This window comes from Methylibium sp., from assembly GCF_035762065.1.
In the GTDB taxonomy this organism is placed as follows: Bacteria; Pseudomonadota; Gammaproteobacteria; order Burkholderiales; family Burkholderiaceae_C; genus Methylibium.
The window spans coordinates 1-18,617 of sequence record NZ_DASTPW010000022.1 but is presented as its reverse complement, the minus strand read 5'-3'; the positions used below and the strand labels follow the sequence as shown (position 1 = coordinate 18,617).

16 protein-coding genes are annotated in these 18,617 nt (G+C 73.0%); 8 read left to right on the top strand and 8 right to left on the bottom strand.

All coding sequences use genetic code 11. From position 1 onward, the window contains the following. Positions 1-27 precede the first annotated feature (27 nt). Positions 28-951, bottom strand: a complete 924-nt coding sequence (mreC, locus tag VFR90_RS07055) for a rod shape-determining protein MreC (RefSeq protein WP_326405400.1) — start codon at positions 949-951, stop codon at positions 28-30. A 38-nt stretch (positions 952-989) separates the two neighbouring features. Further along, entirely contained in the window at positions 990-2,033 is a 1,044-nt protein-coding gene (locus VFR90_RS07050; protein WP_326405399.1) for a rod shape-determining protein, read from the bottom strand. A 297-nt stretch (positions 2,034-2,330) separates the two neighbouring features. Between VFR90_RS07050 and gatC the strand changes: the two genes are divergently transcribed. From gatC to gatB, 3 genes are read left to right on the top strand one after another with little or no spacing between them, the layout of a single operon-like run. Beyond that, positions 2,331-2,630 carry an Asp-tRNA(Asn)/Glu-tRNA(Gln) amidotransferase subunit GatC gene (gene gatC / locus VFR90_RS07045; protein ID WP_326405398.1) on the top strand — a complete coding sequence of 100 codons (300 nt, stop codon included), beginning with the start codon at positions 2,331-2,333 and terminating at the stop codon, positions 2,628-2,630. 4 nt (positions 2,631-2,634) lie between these two features. Then, complete coding sequence (gene gatA, locus VFR90_RS07040; RefSeq protein ID WP_326405397.1) at positions 2,635-4,146, top strand: Asp-tRNA(Asn)/Glu-tRNA(Gln) amidotransferase subunit GatA; 1,512 nt, start codon at positions 2,635-2,637, stop codon at positions 4,144-4,146. Between the two features lies 1 nt (position 4,147). Further along, a complete protein-coding gene (gatB, locus tag VFR90_RS07035; protein ID WP_326405396.1) occupies positions 4,148-5,593 on the top strand; it encodes an Asp-tRNA(Asn)/Glu-tRNA(Gln) amidotransferase subunit GatB in 1,446 nt (481 codons plus the stop codon). 24 nt (positions 5,594-5,617) lie between these two features. Here the strand turns inward: gatB and VFR90_RS07030 are convergent, their stop codons facing one another. Together VFR90_RS07030 and pyrE are read right to left on the bottom strand one after the other, a co-directional pair. After that, positions 5,618-6,346, bottom strand: coding sequence for a hypothetical protein (locus VFR90_RS07030; protein ID WP_326405395.1), 729 nt, complete (start codon positions 6,344-6,346; stop codon positions 5,618-5,620). A gap of 49 nt (positions 6,347-6,395) precedes the next feature. Then, complete coding sequence (gene pyrE, locus VFR90_RS07025) at positions 6,396-7,103, bottom strand: orotate phosphoribosyltransferase (RefSeq protein ID WP_326405394.1); 708 nt, start codon at positions 7,101-7,103, stop codon at positions 6,396-6,398. Positions 7,104-7,119: 16 nt separating this feature from the next. Between pyrE and VFR90_RS07020 the strand changes: the two genes are divergently transcribed. After that, entirely contained in the window at positions 7,120-7,923 is an 804-nt protein-coding gene (locus VFR90_RS07020) for an exodeoxyribonuclease III (RefSeq protein WP_326405393.1), read from the top strand. Between the two features lie 177 nt (positions 7,924-8,100). Here VFR90_RS07020 and VFR90_RS07015 read toward each other — a convergent pair whose 3' ends face one another. Further along, positions 8,101-10,638, bottom strand: a complete 2,538-nt coding sequence (locus VFR90_RS07015; RefSeq protein WP_326405392.1) for a TonB-dependent receptor — start codon at positions 10,636-10,638, stop codon at positions 8,101-8,103. 282 nt (positions 10,639-10,920) lie between these two features. Between VFR90_RS07015 and VFR90_RS07010 the strand changes: the two genes are divergently transcribed. Further along, positions 10,921-11,838, top strand: coding sequence for a GGDEF domain-containing protein (locus VFR90_RS07010; RefSeq protein ID WP_326405391.1), 918 nt, complete (start codon positions 10,921-10,923; stop codon positions 11,836-11,838). 6 nt (positions 11,839-11,844) lie between these two features. Then, entirely contained in the window at positions 11,845-12,918 is a 1,074-nt protein-coding gene (locus VFR90_RS07005; protein WP_326405390.1) for an AraC family transcriptional regulator, read from the top strand. 66 nt (positions 12,919-12,984) lie between these two features. Here the strand turns inward: VFR90_RS07005 and VFR90_RS07000 are convergent, their stop codons facing one another. From VFR90_RS07000 to VFR90_RS06990, 3 genes are all read right to left on the bottom strand, one after another. Continuing rightward, positions 12,985-13,899 (bottom strand): FmdB family transcriptional regulator, encoded by a 915-nt coding sequence (locus VFR90_RS07000; protein ID WP_326405389.1) that lies wholly within the window; start codon positions 13,897-13,899, stop codon positions 12,985-12,987. A 105-nt stretch (positions 13,900-14,004) separates the two neighbouring features. Next, positions 14,005-15,681 carry a cation:proton antiporter domain-containing protein gene (locus tag VFR90_RS06995; protein ID WP_326405388.1) on the bottom strand — a complete coding sequence of 559 codons (1,677 nt, stop codon included), beginning with the start codon at positions 15,679-15,681 and terminating at the stop codon, positions 14,005-14,007. Positions 15,682-15,708: 27 nt separating this feature from the next. Then, the gene (locus tag VFR90_RS06990; RefSeq protein ID WP_326405387.1) at positions 15,709-16,203 is read right to left on the bottom strand and encodes a hypothetical protein; all 495 of its coding nucleotides are present in this window, start codon (positions 16,201-16,203) and stop codon (positions 15,709-15,711) included. Positions 16,204-16,261: 58 nt separating this feature from the next. Here VFR90_RS06990 and VFR90_RS06985 point away from each other — a divergent pair, with 58 nt between their 5' ends. After that, the gene (locus tag VFR90_RS06985; protein WP_326405386.1) at positions 16,262-17,389 is read left to right on the top strand and encodes a calcium:cation antiporter; all 1,128 of its coding nucleotides are present in this window, start codon (positions 16,262-16,264) and stop codon (positions 17,387-17,389) included. A 109-nt stretch (positions 17,390-17,498) separates the two neighbouring features. Continuing rightward, positions 17,499-18,617: ExeA family protein (locus VFR90_RS06980; RefSeq protein ID WP_326405385.1), on the top strand; the 1,119-nt coding region annotated here is incomplete at its 3' end.

Genomic DNA, 18,617 nt, shown 5'->3' with positions numbered 1-18,617 from the left:
CGCCCACGCGCCCGCAAGGGCCGCAGCTCACGGGCGCCTCGCCTTGGCCGGCGCGGCCGGCAGCTCGGGCTCCGGCGCCGGCCGCGCCGGCAGCTGCAGCGCCAGCGGCTCGACGACCAGCACATGCCGCAGGCCATCGAAGCGCGCCGCCGGTGCGAGCACCACCTTCGCGAACTGGCTGCCGCCGCGGCGATCGACGCTCGCGACCGTCGCGACCTCCAGCCCCGCCGGGTAGACCCCGTCGACGCCGGAGGTCTGCAGCCGGTCACCGGGCTCGATGTCGGCATTGGCGGCGATGAAGCGCAGCTCCATGCCGCCGCCTTCGGCCGACGGGTCGCCGTAGGCGACCGCGCGCGCGTCGGTGCGCAGGTTGCGCACCGGGATCGCCGCGTCCTTGTCGATCAGCAGGCTGACCTCGGCCGACAGCGGGTAGACGCGGGTGACCTGCCCGAGCACCCCGCTCGCGTCGATCACCGGCGAGGCGGCGACGATGCCCTGGCTGCTGCCGCGGTCGATGACGAGCTTGCGCGTGTAGAGGTCGCTCGATTCGTACAGCACCTCGGCCGCGTGGGTGCGCGCGGAAAAGCGCGGCTGCAGTTCGAGCAGGCCGCGCAGGCGCGCGTTCTCGCGCTCGAGCGGCTCGACGCGGTTCGCGCGCTCGGCCTGCTCGGCCAGCCGCCGCTCGGCGCCGTCGGCCCGCGCCAGCGCGCCGCCGATGCCGGCCAGGTAGTCCCGCAGCGTCATGCCGGTGCGCACCGGCAGCATGACCGCGCGCTCGACCGGCGCCAGCGCCGTCGCGATCGCCGCGCGCACCGGCTGCGTCAGCTTGAAGCGGGTGTCGGCCGCCATCAGGAACAGCGCGAAGGCCGAGAAGAAGATCAGGCGCGTCAGCGCCGACGCGCCCTGCTTGAAGAAGGGCGGCGGCGTGCGATCGAGGGTGCCGAGCGGCATCGGCGACTACGGCGCGCCCGTCCCGAGCGCGGCCCGCCCTACTCCGACGTGAAGATCGAGCCCAGGCGCTCCATGCGTTCGAGCGCCATGCCGCAGCCGCGCACCACGCAGGTCAGCGGGTCTTCGGCGACAAGCACCGGCAGGCCGGTCTCCTCGGCGAGCAGGCGGTCCAGGTCGCGAAGCAGCGCGCCGCCGCCGGTGAGCATCATCCCGCGCTCGGAGATGTCGGCGCCCAGTTCGGGCGGCGTCTGCTCGAGCGCGTTCTTGACGCTCGAGACGATGTTGTTGAGCGGGTCGGTCAGGGCTTCGAGCACCTCGTTGCTGCTGATCGTGAAGGCGCGCGGCACGCCTTCGGAGAGGTTGCGGCCCTTGACCTCCATCTCCTTGACCTCGCTGCCGGGGAAGGCCGAGCCGATGCCTTTCTTGATCGCCTCGGCCGTCTGCTCGCCGATCAACATGCCGTAGTTGCGGCGGATGTAGTTGATGATGGCCTCGTCGAACTTGTCGCCGCCGACCCGCACGCTGCCCTTGTAGACCATGCCGCCGAGCGAGATGACGCCGACCTCGGTGGTGCCGCCGCCGATGTCCACCACCATCGATCCGCTGGCCTCGCTGACCGGCAGGCCGGCGCCGATGCCGGCGGCCATCGGCTCCTCGATCAGGTAGACGGCGGAGGCGCCGGCCGCTTCGGCCGCGTCCTTGATCGCGCGGCGCTCCACCTGGGTGGAGCCGCAGGGCACGCAGACGATGATCCGCGGGCTGGGCGTCAAGAGGCTCCTGGGATGAACCATCTTGATGAACTGCTTGATCATCTGCTCGGTGACGATGAAGTCGGCGATCACGCCGTCCTTCATCGGCCGGATGGTCTCGATGTTGCCGGGCACCTTGCCGAGCATCGCCTTGGCCTCGGTGCCGACGGCCTGGATCATCTTCTTGCCGTTCGGCCCGCCCTCGTGGCGGATCGCGACGACCGAGGGTTCGTCGAGCACGATGCCCTTGCCGCGCACGTAGATCAGCGTGTTGGCAGTGCCGAGGTCGATCGCGAGGTCGGTGGAGAAGTAGCGTCGCAAGGAAGCGAACATGGATGTGGGGCGAGGCTTGAGCGTCGCGCTTGGCTGGGCGCGGCCCGCGTTGGCGTTCGAAGGCGCAGCGGGCTCGGCGGGGTTCGGGCGGTGGGGCCGCCGGCTTCGTTCGGCGGCCTCGGCGGATGCTGGATGAAGGGGCTCCGGCGCCTTCGGATGCGAGCATCCATGCGGGTTGCCGGCCGCCCAAAAAAGTGGCGGGATGATACCCGAGGGCCCACCCGAGAGATACTCGCCGGCCGCCGCGAAACGCCTTGTTTCCGCGCCCTTTCGCACCCTCTGGCCCACCGCTTGTCCATGGCCCTGACCCCCTCCGATGTCGGCCGCATCGCGCACCTGGCGCGGCTCGAACTCGATGCCGCCGAACAGGCGGCGATGCTCGAACAGCTCAACGGCTTCTTCGCGATCGTCGAGCGCATGCGCGCGGTCGACACCACCGGCGTCGCGCCGCTGTACACGCCGCTGTCGGCGGTGCAGGAGGTGGCGCTGCGGCTGCGCGAGGACGCGACGGCCGAGTGCATCGATCGCGAGGCCAACCAGGCCAGCGCGCCCGCGGTGCAGGACGGCCTGTTCCTCGTGCCGCGCGTGATCGAGTGAGGCGATGAGCACGCAGCTGCACGAGCTCGGCGTGGCCGAGCTGGGCGAGGCGCTCGCGGCCGGGCGGACGTCGAGCGTCGAGGTCACGCGCCACCTGCTCGGCCGCGTGGCCGCGGCCACCGGGCTCGGCGCCTTCCTCGTCGTCGATGCCGAGGCCGCGCTCGCCCATGCGCGCGCGGCCGACGCGCGGCGCGCGCAGGGCGAGCCGCGCGGCGCGCTCGACGGCGTGCCGATCGCGCACAAGGACATCTTCGTCACCGCCGAGCTGCCGACCACCGCCGCGTCGAAGATGCTCGTCGGCCGCGGCGCAGGTTCCGGCGGCTACCGCTCGCCCTTCGACGCCGCCGTCGTCGCGAAGCTCGCGGCCGCCGGCACCGTGACGCTCGGCAAGCTCAACTGCGACGAGTTCGCGATGGGCGGCAGCAACGAGAACTCGGCCTTCATGCCGGCGCGCAACCCGTGGGACCGTACGCGGATTCCCGGCGGCTCGTCGGGCGGCTCGGCCGCCGCGGTGGCCGCGCGGCTGCTGCCGGCCGCGACCGGCACCGACACCGGCGGCTCGGTGCGCCAGCCCGCGTCGCTGTGCGGCGTCACCGGCATCAAGCCGACCTACGGCCGCTGCTCGCGCTTCGGGATGATCGCGTTCGCGTCGAGCCTCGACCAGGCCGGGCCGATCGCGCGCTCGGCGTCCGACTGCGCCGCGCTGCTTCAGGCGATGAGCGGCTTCGACGCCCGCGACGCCACCAGTGCCGAGCAGCCGGTGCCCGACTTCGCCGCGGCGCTGCACACGCCGCGCGCCGGCGCGAGCGGATCGAAGCCGCTGGCCGGCCTGCGCATCGGGCTGCCGAAGGAGTTCTTCGGCACCGGCGTCGCGGCCGACGTGAACGATGCGGTGCGCGCCGCGCTCGCGCGCTGTGCCGAACTGGGCGCAGCGCTCGTCGAGGTGAGCCTGCCGCGCACCGAGCTGTCGATCCCCGTCTACTACATCATCGCGCCGGCCGAAGCGAGCTCGAACCTGAGCCGCTACGACGGCGTGCGCTACGGGCACCGCGCGGCCAACGCATCGGACCTGCTCGACCTCTACCGCAAGAGCCGCAGCGAAGGCTTCGGCGCCGAGGTCAAGCGCCGCATCATGATCGGTACCTACGTGCTCAGCCACGGCTACTACGACGCCTACTACCTGCAGGCGCAGAAGCTGCGCCGCATGATCGCCGACGACTTCCAGGCCGCCTTCGCGCGCTGCGACGTGATCGCCGGGCCGGTCGCGCCGACGGTCGCGCGGCCGATCGGCTCGCAGACCGATCCGGTCGCCGAATACCTCGCCGACATCTTCACGCTGCCGGCGAGCCTGGCCGGCCTGCCGGCGATGAGCCTGCCGGCGGGCTTCGGCGAAGCGGGCTTGCCGGTCGGCCTCCAGCTGATCGGCAACTACTGGCAGGAGGCCGCGCTGCTGCACGCGGCGCACGCGTTCCAGCAGGCGACCGACTTCCACCTGCGCGCGCCGGAGGGCTGCTGAGATGCCGGCCCCGTTGATCCGCGGCCACGAAGTCGTCATCGGCTTCGAGACGCACACCCAGCTTTCCACCGCGTCGAAGATCTTCTCGACCGCCTCGACCGCCTTCGGCGCGGCGCCGAACACGCAGGCCAGCGTGGTCGATCTCGCGCTGCCGGGGACGCTGCCGGTGATGAACCGCGGCGCGGTCGAGCGCGCGATCCGCTTCGGCCTGGCCGTCGGCGGGCAGATCGCGCCGCTGTCGATCTTCGCGCGCAAGAACTACTTCTATCCCGACCTGCCCAAGGGCTACCAGATCAGCCAGTACGAGCTGCCGGTGGTGCAGGGCGGCGCGGTGAAGTTCATGCTCGACGGCGCCGAGCGCAGCGTGCGGCTGACCCGCGCGCACCTGGAGGAAGACGCCGGCAAGTCGGTGCACGACGCCGTCGACGGCATGAGCGGCATCGACCTCAACCGCGCCGGCACGCCGCTGCTGGAGATCGTCTCCGAGCCCGAGATGCGTTCGAGCAAGGAGGCCGTCGAGTACGCGCGCGCCCTGCACCAGCTCGTCGTCTGGCTCGGCATCTGCGACGGCAACATGCAGGAGGGCAGCTTCCGCTGCGACGCGAACGTCTCGGTGCGCAAGCCCGGCGCGCCCTTCGGCACGCGCCGCGAGATCAAGAACCTCAACAGCTTCCGCTTCCTGCAGCAGGCGATCGACTTCGAGGTGCAGTGGCAGATCGACCAGCTCGAGGACGGCCTCGCGATCCAGCAGGCCACCGTGCTGTTCGACCCCGACACCGGTGAGACGCGCGCGATGCGCACCAAGGAAGACGCGCACGACTACCGCTACTTTCCCGACCCGGACCTGCCGCCGCTGGTGATCGAGCCGGCGTGGATCGAGCGGGTCCGCTCCGGGATGCCGGAGTTGCCGGCGGCGATGGCGGAGCGGTTCGTGCGCGAGGACGGCCTGTCGGCGCAGGACGCCGCCGCGATGACGCAGAGCCTCGCGTTCGCGCGCTACTACGAGGCAGTGAAGGCGGCCGGCGCGCCGGCGAAGCTCGCCGCGAACTGGCTGATGGGCGAGGTGTCGCGGCGGCTGAACGCCGAGCAGGTCGACATCGCGGCGATCCCGATCGATGCCGCGACGCTCGCCGCGCTGATCGCGCGCGTCGCCGACGGCACCGTCTCGAACGCCGGCGCGAAGCAGGTGCTCGAGGCGCTGTGGTCCGGCGAGCGCGCGGTCGACGCCGTCATCGAGGCCAGGGGCCTGAAGCAGGTGTCCGACGCGGGCGCCCTTGACGCCATCGTCGATCAGGTGCTCGCCGCGAATCCGAAATCCGTCGACGAATACCGCGCCGGCAAGGACAAGGCGCTGAACGCGCTGGTCGGCCAGGCGATGAAGGCGAGCCAGGGCAAGGCGAATCCGGCGCAGATCACCGAACTGCTGAAGGCCCGGTTGAGCCGCTGAGTCGCGGCCGTCGCGAACGCTGCTTCAGCGTTTGAGCGTCGCCGGCGCGCTCGCCGGTGCAGCGGCTGCCGCCAGCGGCTTGCCGGTCGCGCTGGGCGGCGCGCCGATCGAGCCCGGCTCGGCACCGGCCCACAGCTTCTTCAGGTGCGCGAGCTCGGCGTCGTACAGCGCGTCGATCCGCTCGGCCTCGACCTTCTGGTTCGCCGCGATCGATTCCTGCGCCTCGATGCTCACGTCCACCGCTTCGATCTGCTGCCTCAGCTTGATCGGCAGCGTCTTGCCGACATAGAACTCGGCCTCGTCGCCCAGCGGCTTGCGCTCCTTGCGCAGATCGGCGACGCGCTGCTCGGAGCGTTTGATCGCGTCCTGCACCACGCCCTTGGCCGCCTCGCGCGCCTTCGCGTGCGCAGCGTCGTTCGGGTAGCGCGCGAGCAGGTTGCGGTCGCGCCGGATCGCCTCCTGCTTGGTCACGCGCTCCTGGTTGCGGCGGCGCTCGGCCTCGTCGCGCGCCGCGCGTTCCTCGCTGGTGTACGAAGGCTCGCGCACGTTGCGCACCGAGCCGTCGCTGTTGAGCACGCGCTGTTCGCGGTCGTTGCACTCGGGGATCGGCCGGTCGGAGGTGAGCTTGCGGCCGGCGGCGTTGGTGCACGTGTAGATCGCCGTGCCGGCCGAGCGCTCCTGGGCGGACACGGGCGGCGCCGCGAACGGCGCGAGCACGAGGGCGGCGGCAAGCAGGAGGCGCGAAGCGTTCATCGGGGGCGCGGTCGGATCGATCGGGCGGATCGGCGAAGCATCGGGCCTTCTAGACGCCGTAGCGCACCCGGTAGGCCTCGACGCGCGGCAGATGTCGCGAAAGTTCGTTATCGGCCTGGGCCGCCAAATACTGAAGCAGGTCGGCCAGCGTCGCGATCGTGACGACCTTCAGGCCGAGTGCACGCTCGACGCTCTGGACGCCGCTCAGGCGGCTCTCCTCGGCCTGCACGCCCGGCTCGCCGGCCGCGTCGCTCGCGCGCTCCTGCCGGTCGAGCGCGATCGCGATGCCGCAGGGCTCGGCGCCCGCGGCGCGGATCAGCTCGGCGGCCTCGCGCTTCGAGGCGCCGTCGGTGATCACGTCGTCGATCACCAGCACGCGGCCACGCAGGGGCGCGCCGACCAGCATGCCGCCCTCGCCGTGCGCCTTCGCCTCCTTGCGGTTGTAGGCGTAGGGCACGTTGCGGCCGAGCCGCGCGAGCTCGACCGCCACCGCCGCCGCGAGCGTGATGCCCTTGTAGGCCGGGCCGAAGATCATGTCGAAGGCCAGGTTCGAGGCGATCAGCCGGCGCGCGTAGAACTCGGCGAGCCGGCCGAGCTTTGCGCCGTCGTCGAACAAGCCGGCGTTGAAGAAGTAGGGCGACTGACGGCCGGCCTTGGTCGTGAACTCGCCGAAGCGCAGCACGCCGGCATCGACCGCGAAGGCCACAAAATCCTGCGCCAGCGCGTCGCTCGTTCGTGTGCTCAGCGGCGTGCTCATACCTGGAGTGAAAGCTGTGTGGCGACTCGTCTCGCTCAACCTGAACGGCATCCGCTCCGCAGCCAGCAAAGGCTGGGTCGAGTGGGTCGAAAAGAGCGGCGTGGATTGTATGGGGGTGCAGGAGCTGAAGGCCCAAGCCGGCGACCTCACCGACGCCTTGCGCACCGTCGCCGGCATGCCCGGCCACTTCCACTGCGCGGTGAAGAAGGGCTACTCGGGCGTCGGCCTGTACACGCGCAAGACACCGAGCGAGGTGATCACCGGCATCGGCGTGCCCGAGTTCGACGACGAAGGCCGCTACGTCGAGGCGCGCTTCGACACGCCGCGGCGCAAGCTTTCGATCATCAGCTGCTATTTCCCGAGCGGCTCGGCCGGGCCCGAGCGGCAGGCCTCCAAGTTCCGCTTCCTCGAGGCCTTCTTTCCCTACCTGGAGCTGCTGAAGGCGACGCGCGAATTCATCCTGGTCGGCGACGTGAACATCGCGCACCGCGAGATCGACCTGAAGAACTGGCGCAGCAACCAGAAGAACTCCGGCTTCCTGCCCGAGGAGCGCGCCTGGATGACGCGTGCGCTCGGCGCCGAGGCCGACCAGCTCGGGCTGATCGACGTGCACCGCAGCCTGCGCCCCGACGACACCGGCGAGGCCTACACCTGGTGGAGCAACCGCGGCGCGGCCTGGGCCAACAACGTCGGCTGGCGCATCGACTACCAGCTCGCGACGCCGGCGCTCGCCGCGACGGCCCGCGCGGTCAGCGTCTACAAGGCGCAGCGCTTCTCGGACCACGCGCCGCTGATCGTCGACTACGAGCTCCAGCTCTAGGCGGCGGGCTCACGGCAGCTTCAGCGCCTTCACCACCTCGTCCCACGGCACCCGCTTGAAGTTCTGCGGGCCGTCGGGCAGGCGCTTGTGGCCGTCCTGCACGACGAGCAGGCCGTTCGGGAACGCCGGTGGCGCAGCGCCTGCGCCGCGCGCGTCGATGTCGTCGTCTTCCTGCGATCAGTCGAGTGTGTACTTGAGGCTCAGCCGCACGGTGCGGCCGTAGGTCTCCCATTGGGCGTTGCGCGCGCGCTGGCCGGCGTACACGGAGTACGGCGCGTCGTTCAGGTTCAGCAGCTCGAAGGAGAGCTGCCAGGCCTTGCTCGGCGACCAGCGCGCCGACAAGTCCAGCTGCGTCTGCGCATCGACGTAGAGATCGCGGCCCGCGTCGAGCACGTCGCTCACCTCGAGCAGGTAGCGCGACTTGTGGTTGGCCGCGAGCCGCAGGCTGAAGGCGTCGTTCTCGTAGCCGAGCATCAGGTTCACGATGCGGTCCGACTGGCTTGGCAGCGGGATCGAACGCGACACCGCCGCGCCGCCGTCGAAGCGCTCGATGCGCGCGTCGCTCTTCGAGAAGGTCGCGTTCGCGCCCAGCAGCAGAGCGCCCCAGGCGCCGGGCAGCACGCCCTTCAGGCTCTGCGACCACGCGAGCTCGACGCCGTAGACCTTCGCCTTGTCGCCGTTGGCGAAGCTGATCGCCTCGTCGAAGCCTTCCCAGCGCCCGGGCGTGCCGGCCAGGTCGGTCGGGTAGACGAAGTCGCGGATGCGCTTGTGGAAGCCGTAGGCCGAGATCACGCCCGCGAAGCCCAGCCGGCGCTCGATGCCCAGATCGAGGTTGGTCGATCGCAGCGGGCGCAGCTCGGGGTTGCCGAACGCGGCTTCGTCGCCTTCGATCGCGAAGCCGGGCGCGAGCTGCCCGAAGGTCGGCCGCACGACCGACTTGCTGAAGGCGGCGCGCACCGCGGTGTCGTCGTCGAGATCGCGACGCAGGTGCAGGCCGGGCAGCCAGTGGCGGTCCTTGCGATCCGTCGTCGTCGGCACGAATTCGCCGTCGAGCAGGCCGCTGCCCTTGGCCTTGAAGCGCGTGCCCTCGTAGCGCAGGCCGGTGATGGCCTTCCAGCCGGCCAGCTCGAACTTGCCCTGCAGGTAGGCGGCGTCGATGTCCTCCTTCATGCGGAAGTTGTTGATCGTCGATTCCTCGTCGTCGACGAAGGGGTCGAGGTCGATGCCGCCGACCAGCGCGCGCAGCGGCGCGGCCTCGATGCCCGGGCCGAAGGCGCCGAGCGGGTAGTCCGGCGACGGGCCGGCATAGGCGCCCAGGCCGCGCTGCGCATCCGGCAGCGAGAACGGCGGGTCCCCGAAGTCCTGGAGGATCCAGGTCGTCTGCGCGCTCGTCTTCGTGCGCCGGCTGGCCTTGGCGCCGAACTTCACTTCCGCCGGCGCGCCGAAGGCCGCGAGCCGGCGCGCGAGGTCGAAGCGCAGGTTGCGTTCGCGGTCCTTGACGAGCATGCGCTCCAGCTCGATCTCGTCGAGCTCGTAGCCCGCCGCGTCGTTGATCGCCGCCGGGCCGACGAGCCGCGGCGTGCGCGTGTTCTCGAAGCCCACGTCGGCGAAGTCGCCGCCGTCGAAGCTGGCGCCGGCGATGTGCGGCGGCGTGTGCTCGCTCGAACGGCTCACGCCGAAGGCGGCGTTGGCCGACCAGTCGCCGAAGCGCTGCTCGGTGCCGAGCACCAGCGATTCGATGCGCTGCGTCTCCTTGCGGTCCTTCAGCTCGCGCGTGCTTTCCGCGTCGCCGAGCGCGCCGGCCGGCTGCGCGGCGGCGAAGGCGATGCCGTGCGCGAGCCGGCGCTCGTCGTCGGTGAAGCGGCTGCTCATCGCGCGCAGCGTGTAGGCGCTGCCTTGCGCGGGCCGCAGCTCCAGGTTCAAGGCGCCGCCGACGCGGTCGCGGGTGATGCGGTAGTCGCGGCGCTCGAACGACTCGAGCGCGTCGGCGTCCCATGCGCCGCCGGTCTCGACGTTCTTCGAGCCGAACCTGCGGCGCTCGGCGTTCAGGCCGAGCGCGACGCCCAGCCTGCCGTCGAGGAAGCGGTCGGCGAACACCAGCGAGCCGTAGGGGCTGCTGCGGTCCGTCTGCCGGTTGTTCGACGCGCCCAGCTCCACCGACAGCAGCCGCGCCTTCAGGTCGAAGGCCGACAGCGACTTGACTTCGATCGTGCCGCCCAGCGAGTTCGCGTCCATTTCAGGTGTCAGCGTCTTGATCACCTCCAGCGAGCCGATCAGCGACGAAGGCAGCACGTCGAGCATCACCGCGCGGCGGTCGCGCTCGGGCGACGGCACCAGGCTGCCGTGGATCGTGACCGCGTTCAGGTCGGGCCCGAGGCCGCGCACCCGCACGTAGCGGCCCTCGCCCTGGTCGCGCTCGATCGACACGCCCGGCAGCCGCTGCAGCGCCTCGGCCGCGTTCTTGTCGGGCAGGCGGCCGATGCCGTCGCTGCGCACCACGCTGCGGATGTCGGAGGCCAGCTCCTGGTCGTCGAGCGCGCGGTCGGCCGCAGCGGCCTGGCCGCGCACGACCACCGGCACGAGCGCCGTGCCGGCGTCGGCGGCGGGCGCCGGCGTGCCCTGCGCCATGGCGCCTCCCGCGGCGAGCCAGGCGGCAAGCGCCAGCAGGCCCGGGCGCGGCCGGCGCGTCGGTTCGTATCGATCGGGGTGTCGCATGTGCTCGCTCCTCGCATCCCTTGGACCCGGAAGGAGCGCGACGCTAGGAAGGCCGAGTGTCGATGCGGTGACGCGCGGCGCGCCCGGCCCGCGCTGCGCCCGCCCGCGGCGGCGCGCGAGCCGAATCGACCGGCGCCCGGCGCCCCGGCCCGGCCGTCGCCGCGCCCGGCGCGGGCGCGGCCGGCTTCGCCGCGTGAGCCGAAACGACCCTGAGGCCGCGGCGCCACGCGGCGGGCGGCTGCCACGCGAGCGTCACGAACCGCCCCGAGCATCGCGCGCTCGATGCGGCTCGCCCGTCCTTCCATCCACCGCCTGCTCCGTTTCGGCGTGCCGGCCGCGGCCGCGGCGCTGGCCTGCACCTATCTGGCCTTCGGCGAGCTCAAGCCGCAGGCGGCCTGGCGCGGGCTCGACGTCCTCGGCGAAGGCGGCACCGCGCTGCTCGCCGCGGCCTGGATGGCGCTGGTGCTCGCCAGCCGCCCGGCCGGCCGGGTGACCGCGCTGCTCGCGCTGGGCCTCGGCTGCGTCGCGCTCGGCGCCTGGGCCGATGCGCTCGACGAGATCGTCTCGATGCAGGCCGCGCCGGGGCGCTTCGACAAGTGGATCGAGTCCGGCCTCCCGCCGCTGGGCATGCTGCTGCTGACGGCCGGGCTGGTCGGCTGGCGGCGCGAGCAGTTCGAGCTCTCCGAGCACATGGCGCAGCGCGAGCGGCTGTTCCGCGACCACCGCGCCTTCGACCGCATCACCCAGCTCGCCGACACCGGCTACCTGCGCGAGCAGCTCGCGCTCGACGCCGCGCGCCGGCCCGGTACGCCGGCGGCGCTGCTGATGCTGGAGATCGAGGGCCTGCCGCCGCTGCTGCACGAACACGGCCGGCGCGACGCGGTGCGCGCGCTGCGCGCGGTGACGCACCAGCTGCTGCTGAACCTGCGCCGCAGCGACTTGCTGTGCCGCGCGGCCGGCGACCGCTTCGTGGTGCTGCTGCCCGCCACTGGCGCGGCCGAGGCCGGGCGCCGCGCGGCCCACCTTGCGCGCATGGTGCAGCTGACGGCCTTCGAGGCCGGCAACGCCGCGTGGCCGCTCGGCCTGCGCTGGGCCTGCGTCGCCGCGACGCCTGCGGACGACGCGGCCGCGCTGCTGCGCCGCCTCGCGGACGACCTGCAGACGGGCGCCGTGCCCGCGCGCGCCGCCGCGGCCACCTGAGGCCCGATGCGCACCGCGCCCTTGGCCGGCCTCGCCGGCGCCTGCTACGAGGCGGGCACGCCGCTGATCCCCGCGGCGCACCAGTCGGCGCTGGTGCTCGAGCAGCTCGAAGCCCTCGACCGCGATCCGGCCGCCGCGCTGCAGCGCGCCGGGTTGACCGCCGCGCGCCTGCGCGCGCCGGGCGCGCTGCTGACGCCGCTGCAGTACCTGGAGCTGCTGCGCGCTGCGCGCACGCTGCTCGGCGAGCGCGAGGCCGCCTTCGTGCTCGGCCAGGCGCTGCTGCCCGGGCACTTCGGCGCCGCGAGCCACGCCCTGCTGCGCGCGCCGACGCTGCGACGCGCGCTCGAGGTGCTGGTGGCGCACCCGGCGCGGCTGAGCCCGCTGCTCGCCGCGCACTGGGTCGTCGAAGGGCCGCTGTGCGCGCTCTACTTCACCGAGACCGGCGCCAGCGGCGGCCTGCGCGCCTTCCTCGTCGAGCTGCAGATGGCGGCGGTGGTGTCGATGGCCGACTGGCTCGCCGGCGAGCGGCTGCCCTGGCGCTGCTGCTTCAACCGCGCGCCGCCGCGCGACACCGAGGCGCACGAGGCGCATCTCGGCACGCGGCTGCGCTTCGATTGCCGCATCGACGCGATGCTGATCGACGCCGCCTGGCTCGACCGCCCCTGGCCCGGCCTCGGCCCGCGCGCCGCCGCGGCGCTGCCGGCCGCGACGCTGGCGCGCCAGGCCGAGGCCGAGGAGCCGCGCCACGCGCTGCTGTCGCGGCTGTACCGCCACCTGCTCGCCGCCTGCCTGCCGCCGCTCGCGGCGCCGGCGCCTTCGCTGGAGCCGACCGCCGCGCACTTCGGGCTGAGCCCGGCGACCTTCAAGCGCCGGCTCGCCGCGCACGGCACGCATTTCCAGGCGGAGCTGGACCAAGCGCGCGCGCATGTCGCGCTGCTGCTGATCCACTGCCGCGGCCAGGGCAACGACGAAGTCGCGCGCCAGCTCGGCTTCAACGACGCGGCCAACTTCCGCCGCTCGCTCAAGCGCTGGACCGGCCTCACGCCGGCACGCCTGCGCGAAGCGCTCGGGCTGGCCTGAAAGCTCGCGGACGAAGCCGGCCGGCCGGGCGTGCGGCCGGCCGGCGGTGCGCAGGCTCCCTGCGGCTTACAGCCCCTGCGCATACTCGTCGCGCAGACCGGCGTCGATCTTCTCCAGGTAGCCGGTGGCGCGGCTGGGGTCGAAGCTGCCGGAGAAGTAGTACGCCAGGCCTTCGCGCAGGCCGCCGCCGTCGGCGATGCGTTGCGCGAGGTTCGCCGCGCCGACGTCGAGCTGCAGCGTGATGCTGTTGTCGTAGTCCTCGCGGCTGACGCTGCGGCCGCCGACGCGCGGGTTGTTCGGGCCGCCCGCCGACCATTCGCCGCCGTCGAGGAAGTTGCCGGAGATCTGCAGCAGGCCGCGCGAGGCGTTGTCGCCGCGGTCGAGGTCGCCGCGATGCCGCATCGCTTCGAGGTACTGGTCCGGGTTCGAGCTGTTGCCGAAGCCCCAGGACTCGGTCTGCACCTGCGCGCGCAGCAGCTCCGGCGGGATGCCGTAGCGCGCGGCGGCTTCGTCGACGGCGGCGGCGAAGTCGTGCTCGTCGTGGATCTGCGCGTCGCGCCGGCGGGCTTCCTCGGGGCTGCGGATCGGCACGAAGGTGAGATCGCCCGGATCGAAGCTGCGGTCCAGCGCATCGAGGCTGGTGGCGCGCGCCCCGCGCGGTGCGTCCACGGGTGGGGCGGCGTCGGCCGGCGTCTGCGTGTAGGCGGGTGCGTCGGGCGGCGCGGCGGGTGGGGCCCAGGCCGGCGGCGGCGCTGCGAAGGCCGGCGTGACGGGCGGCGCTTCCGACGGCCGCGGCGCCGCGGAGGGGCTGTCGTCCAGGCGGTCGAGGATGAAGCTGAGCAGCACTTGCTGGAACAGCTGCTCGAGCATCTGCATGGCGAACTCGAGCGTCTCGATGCGCTCGGAGCGGGGGCCGGCCGTTTCGTCCAGCGGCGACAGCTGGGTCACTTGGCGCGTCGCGGAGATCGGTGAGAGAAGCATGGCTCGGCAAACGGCATGACGGCGTTGCCGTCTTGTGGCACGGCGCGCGGCGCAGACGGTGCGCTCCAGCGAAGCGGCCGGCTCCGAAACGAAGCCGCGGCGCGCTCAGGCGCGCGCCAGGCGCTCGAGCACGGCGTCGGCCATCGCGTGCGCGAGCGCGCCGTTCGCGTGGAGCACGCGGTCGAGGTTCTCGGACTCGAGCAGCCGGGCCTCGGCCTCGCTCGCGGCGCGCACGATGATCGGGATGGCCGGGTTCAGCGCGCGCGCGGTCGCGATCATCGGCCGCAGCTCGGTGCTGTCGGGCACCGCGATCACCAGCAGCCCGGCGCGCGCGATGTGCGCCTGCACCAGCGTGGCCGGATCGCAGGCATCGCCGGCGACGGCGGCGCGCCCTTCGTCGCGCAGCGCCTGCACCCGCTCGCGGTTCTGCTCGACGACGACGTAAGGCCGCTTGGCCGCGTCGAGCGCCTGCGCGAGGTGCCGCCCGATCGTGCCGTAGCCGACCAGCACCGCCTGCTTCGCGAGGAAGCGGTCGTCGGTGCTCGGCGGCAAGGCCGCGAGCGGGTCATCGCGCGCTTCGAGCCGGCGCGCGAAGGCCGACTTCGCCAGCACCCAGCGCTCCAGCGGCCCGACCAGCGTGAACAGCAGCGGGTTTAGCGCGATCGACAGCAGCGCCGCGGCGACCACCAGGCTCTGCGCCTCGCCGGGCAGCACGCCGAGCTTGGTGCCGAGCGCGATCAGGATGAACGAGAACTCGCCGATCTGCGCCAGGCTCACCGAGACCGTCAGCGCGCTGTGGAGCGGGTAGCGCAGCGCCAGCACCAGCACCGCCGCGGCGAGCGACTTGCCCAGCATCACCACCGCCACCACGGCGAGCACCTGCAGCGGCCGATCGAGCATCACGCGCGGGTCGAACAGCATGCCCACCGAGACGAAGAACAGCACCGCGAAGGCGTCGCGAAACGGCAGCGACTCGTCGGCCGCGCGGTGGCTGAACTCCGACTCGCGCAGCACCAGCCCGGCGAAGAACGCGCCGAGCGCGACCGACACCCCGAACAGCGCCGACGCCGCATACGCGAGCCCGACCGCCACCGCGATGACGCACAGCGTGAACAGCTCGCGCGAGCCGGTGCGCGAGATCTGCCACAAGAGCCACGGCAGCACGCGCCGCCCGGCCAGCAGCATCACGCCGACGAAGGCGGCCACCGCAAGCACCGTCTTCGCGAGCGGCCAGCCCAGCTCGGCCATGCCGCGCGCCTGCGGGCCCACCAGCACCGGCAGCAGCACCAGCACCAGCACCATCGCCAGGTCCTCGACGACCAGCCATCCGACCGCGATGCGGCCGTTGCGGCTGTCGAGCAGGCCGCGCGCCTCGAGCGCGCGCAGCAGCACGACGGTGCTCGCGACCGACAGCGCGACGCCGAAGACGATCGCGCCCTGCAGCGGCCAGCCCCAGGCCAGCGCGAGCGCGGCGCCGAGCGCGGTCGCCACCGCCATCTGCACCACCGCGCCGGGCAGCGCGATGCGACGCACCGCGAGCAGGTCGTCGATCGAGAAATGCAGCCCCACGCCGAACATCAGCAGCATCACGCCGACCTCGGCCAGCTGCATTGCAAGCGGCACGTCGGCGACGAAGCCCGGCGTGTGCGGCCCGATCAGCGCGCCGGCGACCAGGTAGCCGACCAGCGCCGGCAGCCGCGCCAGCATCGCGAGCCAGCCCAGCACCAGCGCCAGCCCCAGCGCCGCGGCCAGCGTGACGATCAAGGGCATCGAGTCGTGCATGGCCGGTGCGGGCAAGCAGCGGGCGGGCTACTCGCGGAATTGGCAGCCGCCGGGCTGCAGGGCCTTCTGGCCGATGCGCGCGTAGCGCGTGCCGTCGTGGCGGTAGACGGGCATGCAGCCGCCCGGGTTGGCGACGCCGAGGTCGGGCCAGCCGGCGTTCGACGTCGGCTGGCGCACGACCTCGACGCCGGGCACGAACGCCATCGGCATCGACCAGCGCCCGTTCGCATCGACGGCCAAAAGCGCGACGTTGCCGCCCTGCGTCTCGGCGAAGCAGCGCGACGGCCCGAGGTAGACCAGCACGCCGGCCGGCCGGCCCGCTTCGAGCGCGATCGATTCGAGCTGCGGCTTCAGCACGCTCGCGCAGCCTTCGATCGCGAACGTGCCGCCGTCGCGCGGCTTCAGGCCGGCGGCCTCGAGCACCGCGGCGCGCTGCGCCGCATCCAGCGGCTCGGCGGCCGCCGGGGCGGTGGCCGCGGCGGCCAGCCAGGCGAGGTGACAGCACAGAACACGGAGGGCCATCGCGGGCGGTCGAGTGGGGTCGCGACGATTGTGTGGGGAGCGACGGCTAGCATCCGGCATGCATCGCGATCCCGCCTTGACGAAGCCGCAGGCCGGCGCGTGGTGGCGCTCGGCCAGCCTGCCGCCGTGGTCGCTGGCGGTGCCGCTGCTCGCGGCGCTGGTGCTCGCGGCGGCCTGGGGCCGCGCGCCGGGTGCGCTCGCCGCGGCGGCGATCGGCGCGGCGCTCGTGGCCGCGGTGCTGTCGGCGGTGCATCACGCCGAGGTCGTTGCGCACCGCGTCGGCGAGCCCTTCGGCACACTGGTGCTCGCGGTCGCGGTCACGGTGATCGAGGTGGCGCTGATCGTCGCCTTGATGTTCGCCGGCGGCGAGGCCGCCGCCTCGCTGGCGCGCGACACGGTGTTCGCCGCGATCATGATCGTCGCCAACGGCGTCGTCGGCCTGTGCCTGGTGGTCGGCGGCGTGCGGCACCACGTGCTGCGCTTCCGCGTCGACGGCACCAGCCCGGCGCTGGCCGCGCTCGCGGCGCTGGCCGGTCTCGCGCTGGTGCTGCCGGCCTTCACCACCACCACCGGCGGGCCGACCTACAGCGGCTCGCAGCTCGCGTTCGCGGGCGTCGCCTCGCTCGCGCTGTACGGCGTGTTCGTCTTCGTGCAGACGGTGCGCCATCGCGACTACTTCCTGCCCGAGGAGCACGAGTCCGACCCGAGCGCGCATGCGGCGCCGCCGTCCGACGCGGCCGCGTGGTCGGCGCTCGGCCTGCTGCTGGTGTCGCTGGTCGCGGTGGTCGGCCTGGCGAAGACGCTCGCGCCGCTGATCGAGGCCGGCGTGCGCGCGGCCGGCGCACCGCCGGCCTTCGTCGGCGTGCTGATCGCGCTGATCGTGCTCGCGCCCGAGACCTGGGCCGCGGTGCGCGCCGCGATGGCCAACCGCCTACAGACCAGCCTGAACCTCGCGCTCGGCTCGGGGCTCGCGAGCATCGGCCTGACGATCCCCGTCGTCGCCGCGGTGTCGATGTTCTTCCCGCACCCGCTGGTGCTGGGCCTGCCCGCCAAGGAGCTCGTGCTGCTGACGCTGACGCTCGTCGTCGGCGTGTTGACGCTGGGCAGCGGCCGCGCGACCGTGATGCAGGGCGCCGTGCACCTGGCGCTGTTCGCGGCCTTCCTGTTCCTCGCGATCGTGCCCTAGCAATGGAGCCCCCACGTCGCTTCGCTCCTGCCCCCGGGGCCACGAAGGGGCCCCTTCGTGGCCTTTGGGGCGCTCAGCGGCTTCGGGCGGCCGTGCGCCGCTGAGATCGATGTACGCGCCCTTCTTCGGTCTGAAGCGCGAGCCCTTCTCGATCGCGCCCGATCCGCGCTATCTGTTCATGAGCGAGCGCCACCGCGAGGCGCTCGCGCACCTGCTCTACGGCGTGCGCGCAGGCGGCGGCTTCGTGCTGCTCACGGGCGAGATCGGCGCCGGCAAGACGACGGTGTGCCGCTGCTTCCTCGAGCAGATCCCCAAGCGTTGCAACGTCGCCTACATCTTCAATCCGCGCCTCACCGTCGAGGAGCTGCTGCGCTCGATCTGCGAGGAGTTCCACGTGCCGCTGCCGGCGCGCGACGCGGCCGCGCCGGCGAAGCTGACGATCAAGGAGTACCTGGATCCGCTCAACGAGTACCTGCTCACGACGCACGCGGTCGGCCAGAACAACGTGCTCATCATCGACGAGGCGCAGCAGCTCTCGGCCGAGGTGCTCGAGCAACTGCGGCTGCTGACCAACCTCGAGACGACCGAGCGCAAGCTGCTGCAGGTGATCCTGATCGGCCAGCCCGAGCTGCGCGAGGTGCTCGCGCGGCCCGAGCTGGAGCAGCTCGCGCAGCGCGTGATCGCGCGCTTCCACCTCGGCGCGCTGTCCGAGGAGGAAACCGCGCAGTACGTGACGCACCGGCTCGAGGTGGCGGGGCTCAAGCGCTCGATGCCGTTCAGCGACGAGGCCATCGCGCTGGTGCACCGGCTCGCGCGCGGCGTGCCCCGGCGCATCAACCTGCTGTGCGACCGCGCGATGCTCGGCGCCTACGCCGCCGGCCAGCCGCGCATCGGCCGCATGCTGGTGCGGCAGGCGGCTGCCGAGGTGTTCGACGACACGCCCCCGGCGCGCGCTGGGGCCTCGGGCTTCGCGCCCACCGGCGCTGCCGCGGCGATGAGCGCGCCGGCGCGCTGGCCGCGCGGCGCGGTGCTGGCCGCCGGCATGGCGATCGGCGCGGTGGGCGCCGCGATCGTCGGCTGGGGCCTGGCGACGCGGCCGGTGCCGAGCGCGCCGCTCGCGAGCGCGCCCCCGGCGGCGGCGCCGGCCGCGTCGGCGGCGCCGCGGGCTGCGCCATCGGCATCGGCACCGGCGGCTGACGCGGCCTCGGCCGCGGCGCCGGGCGGCTCG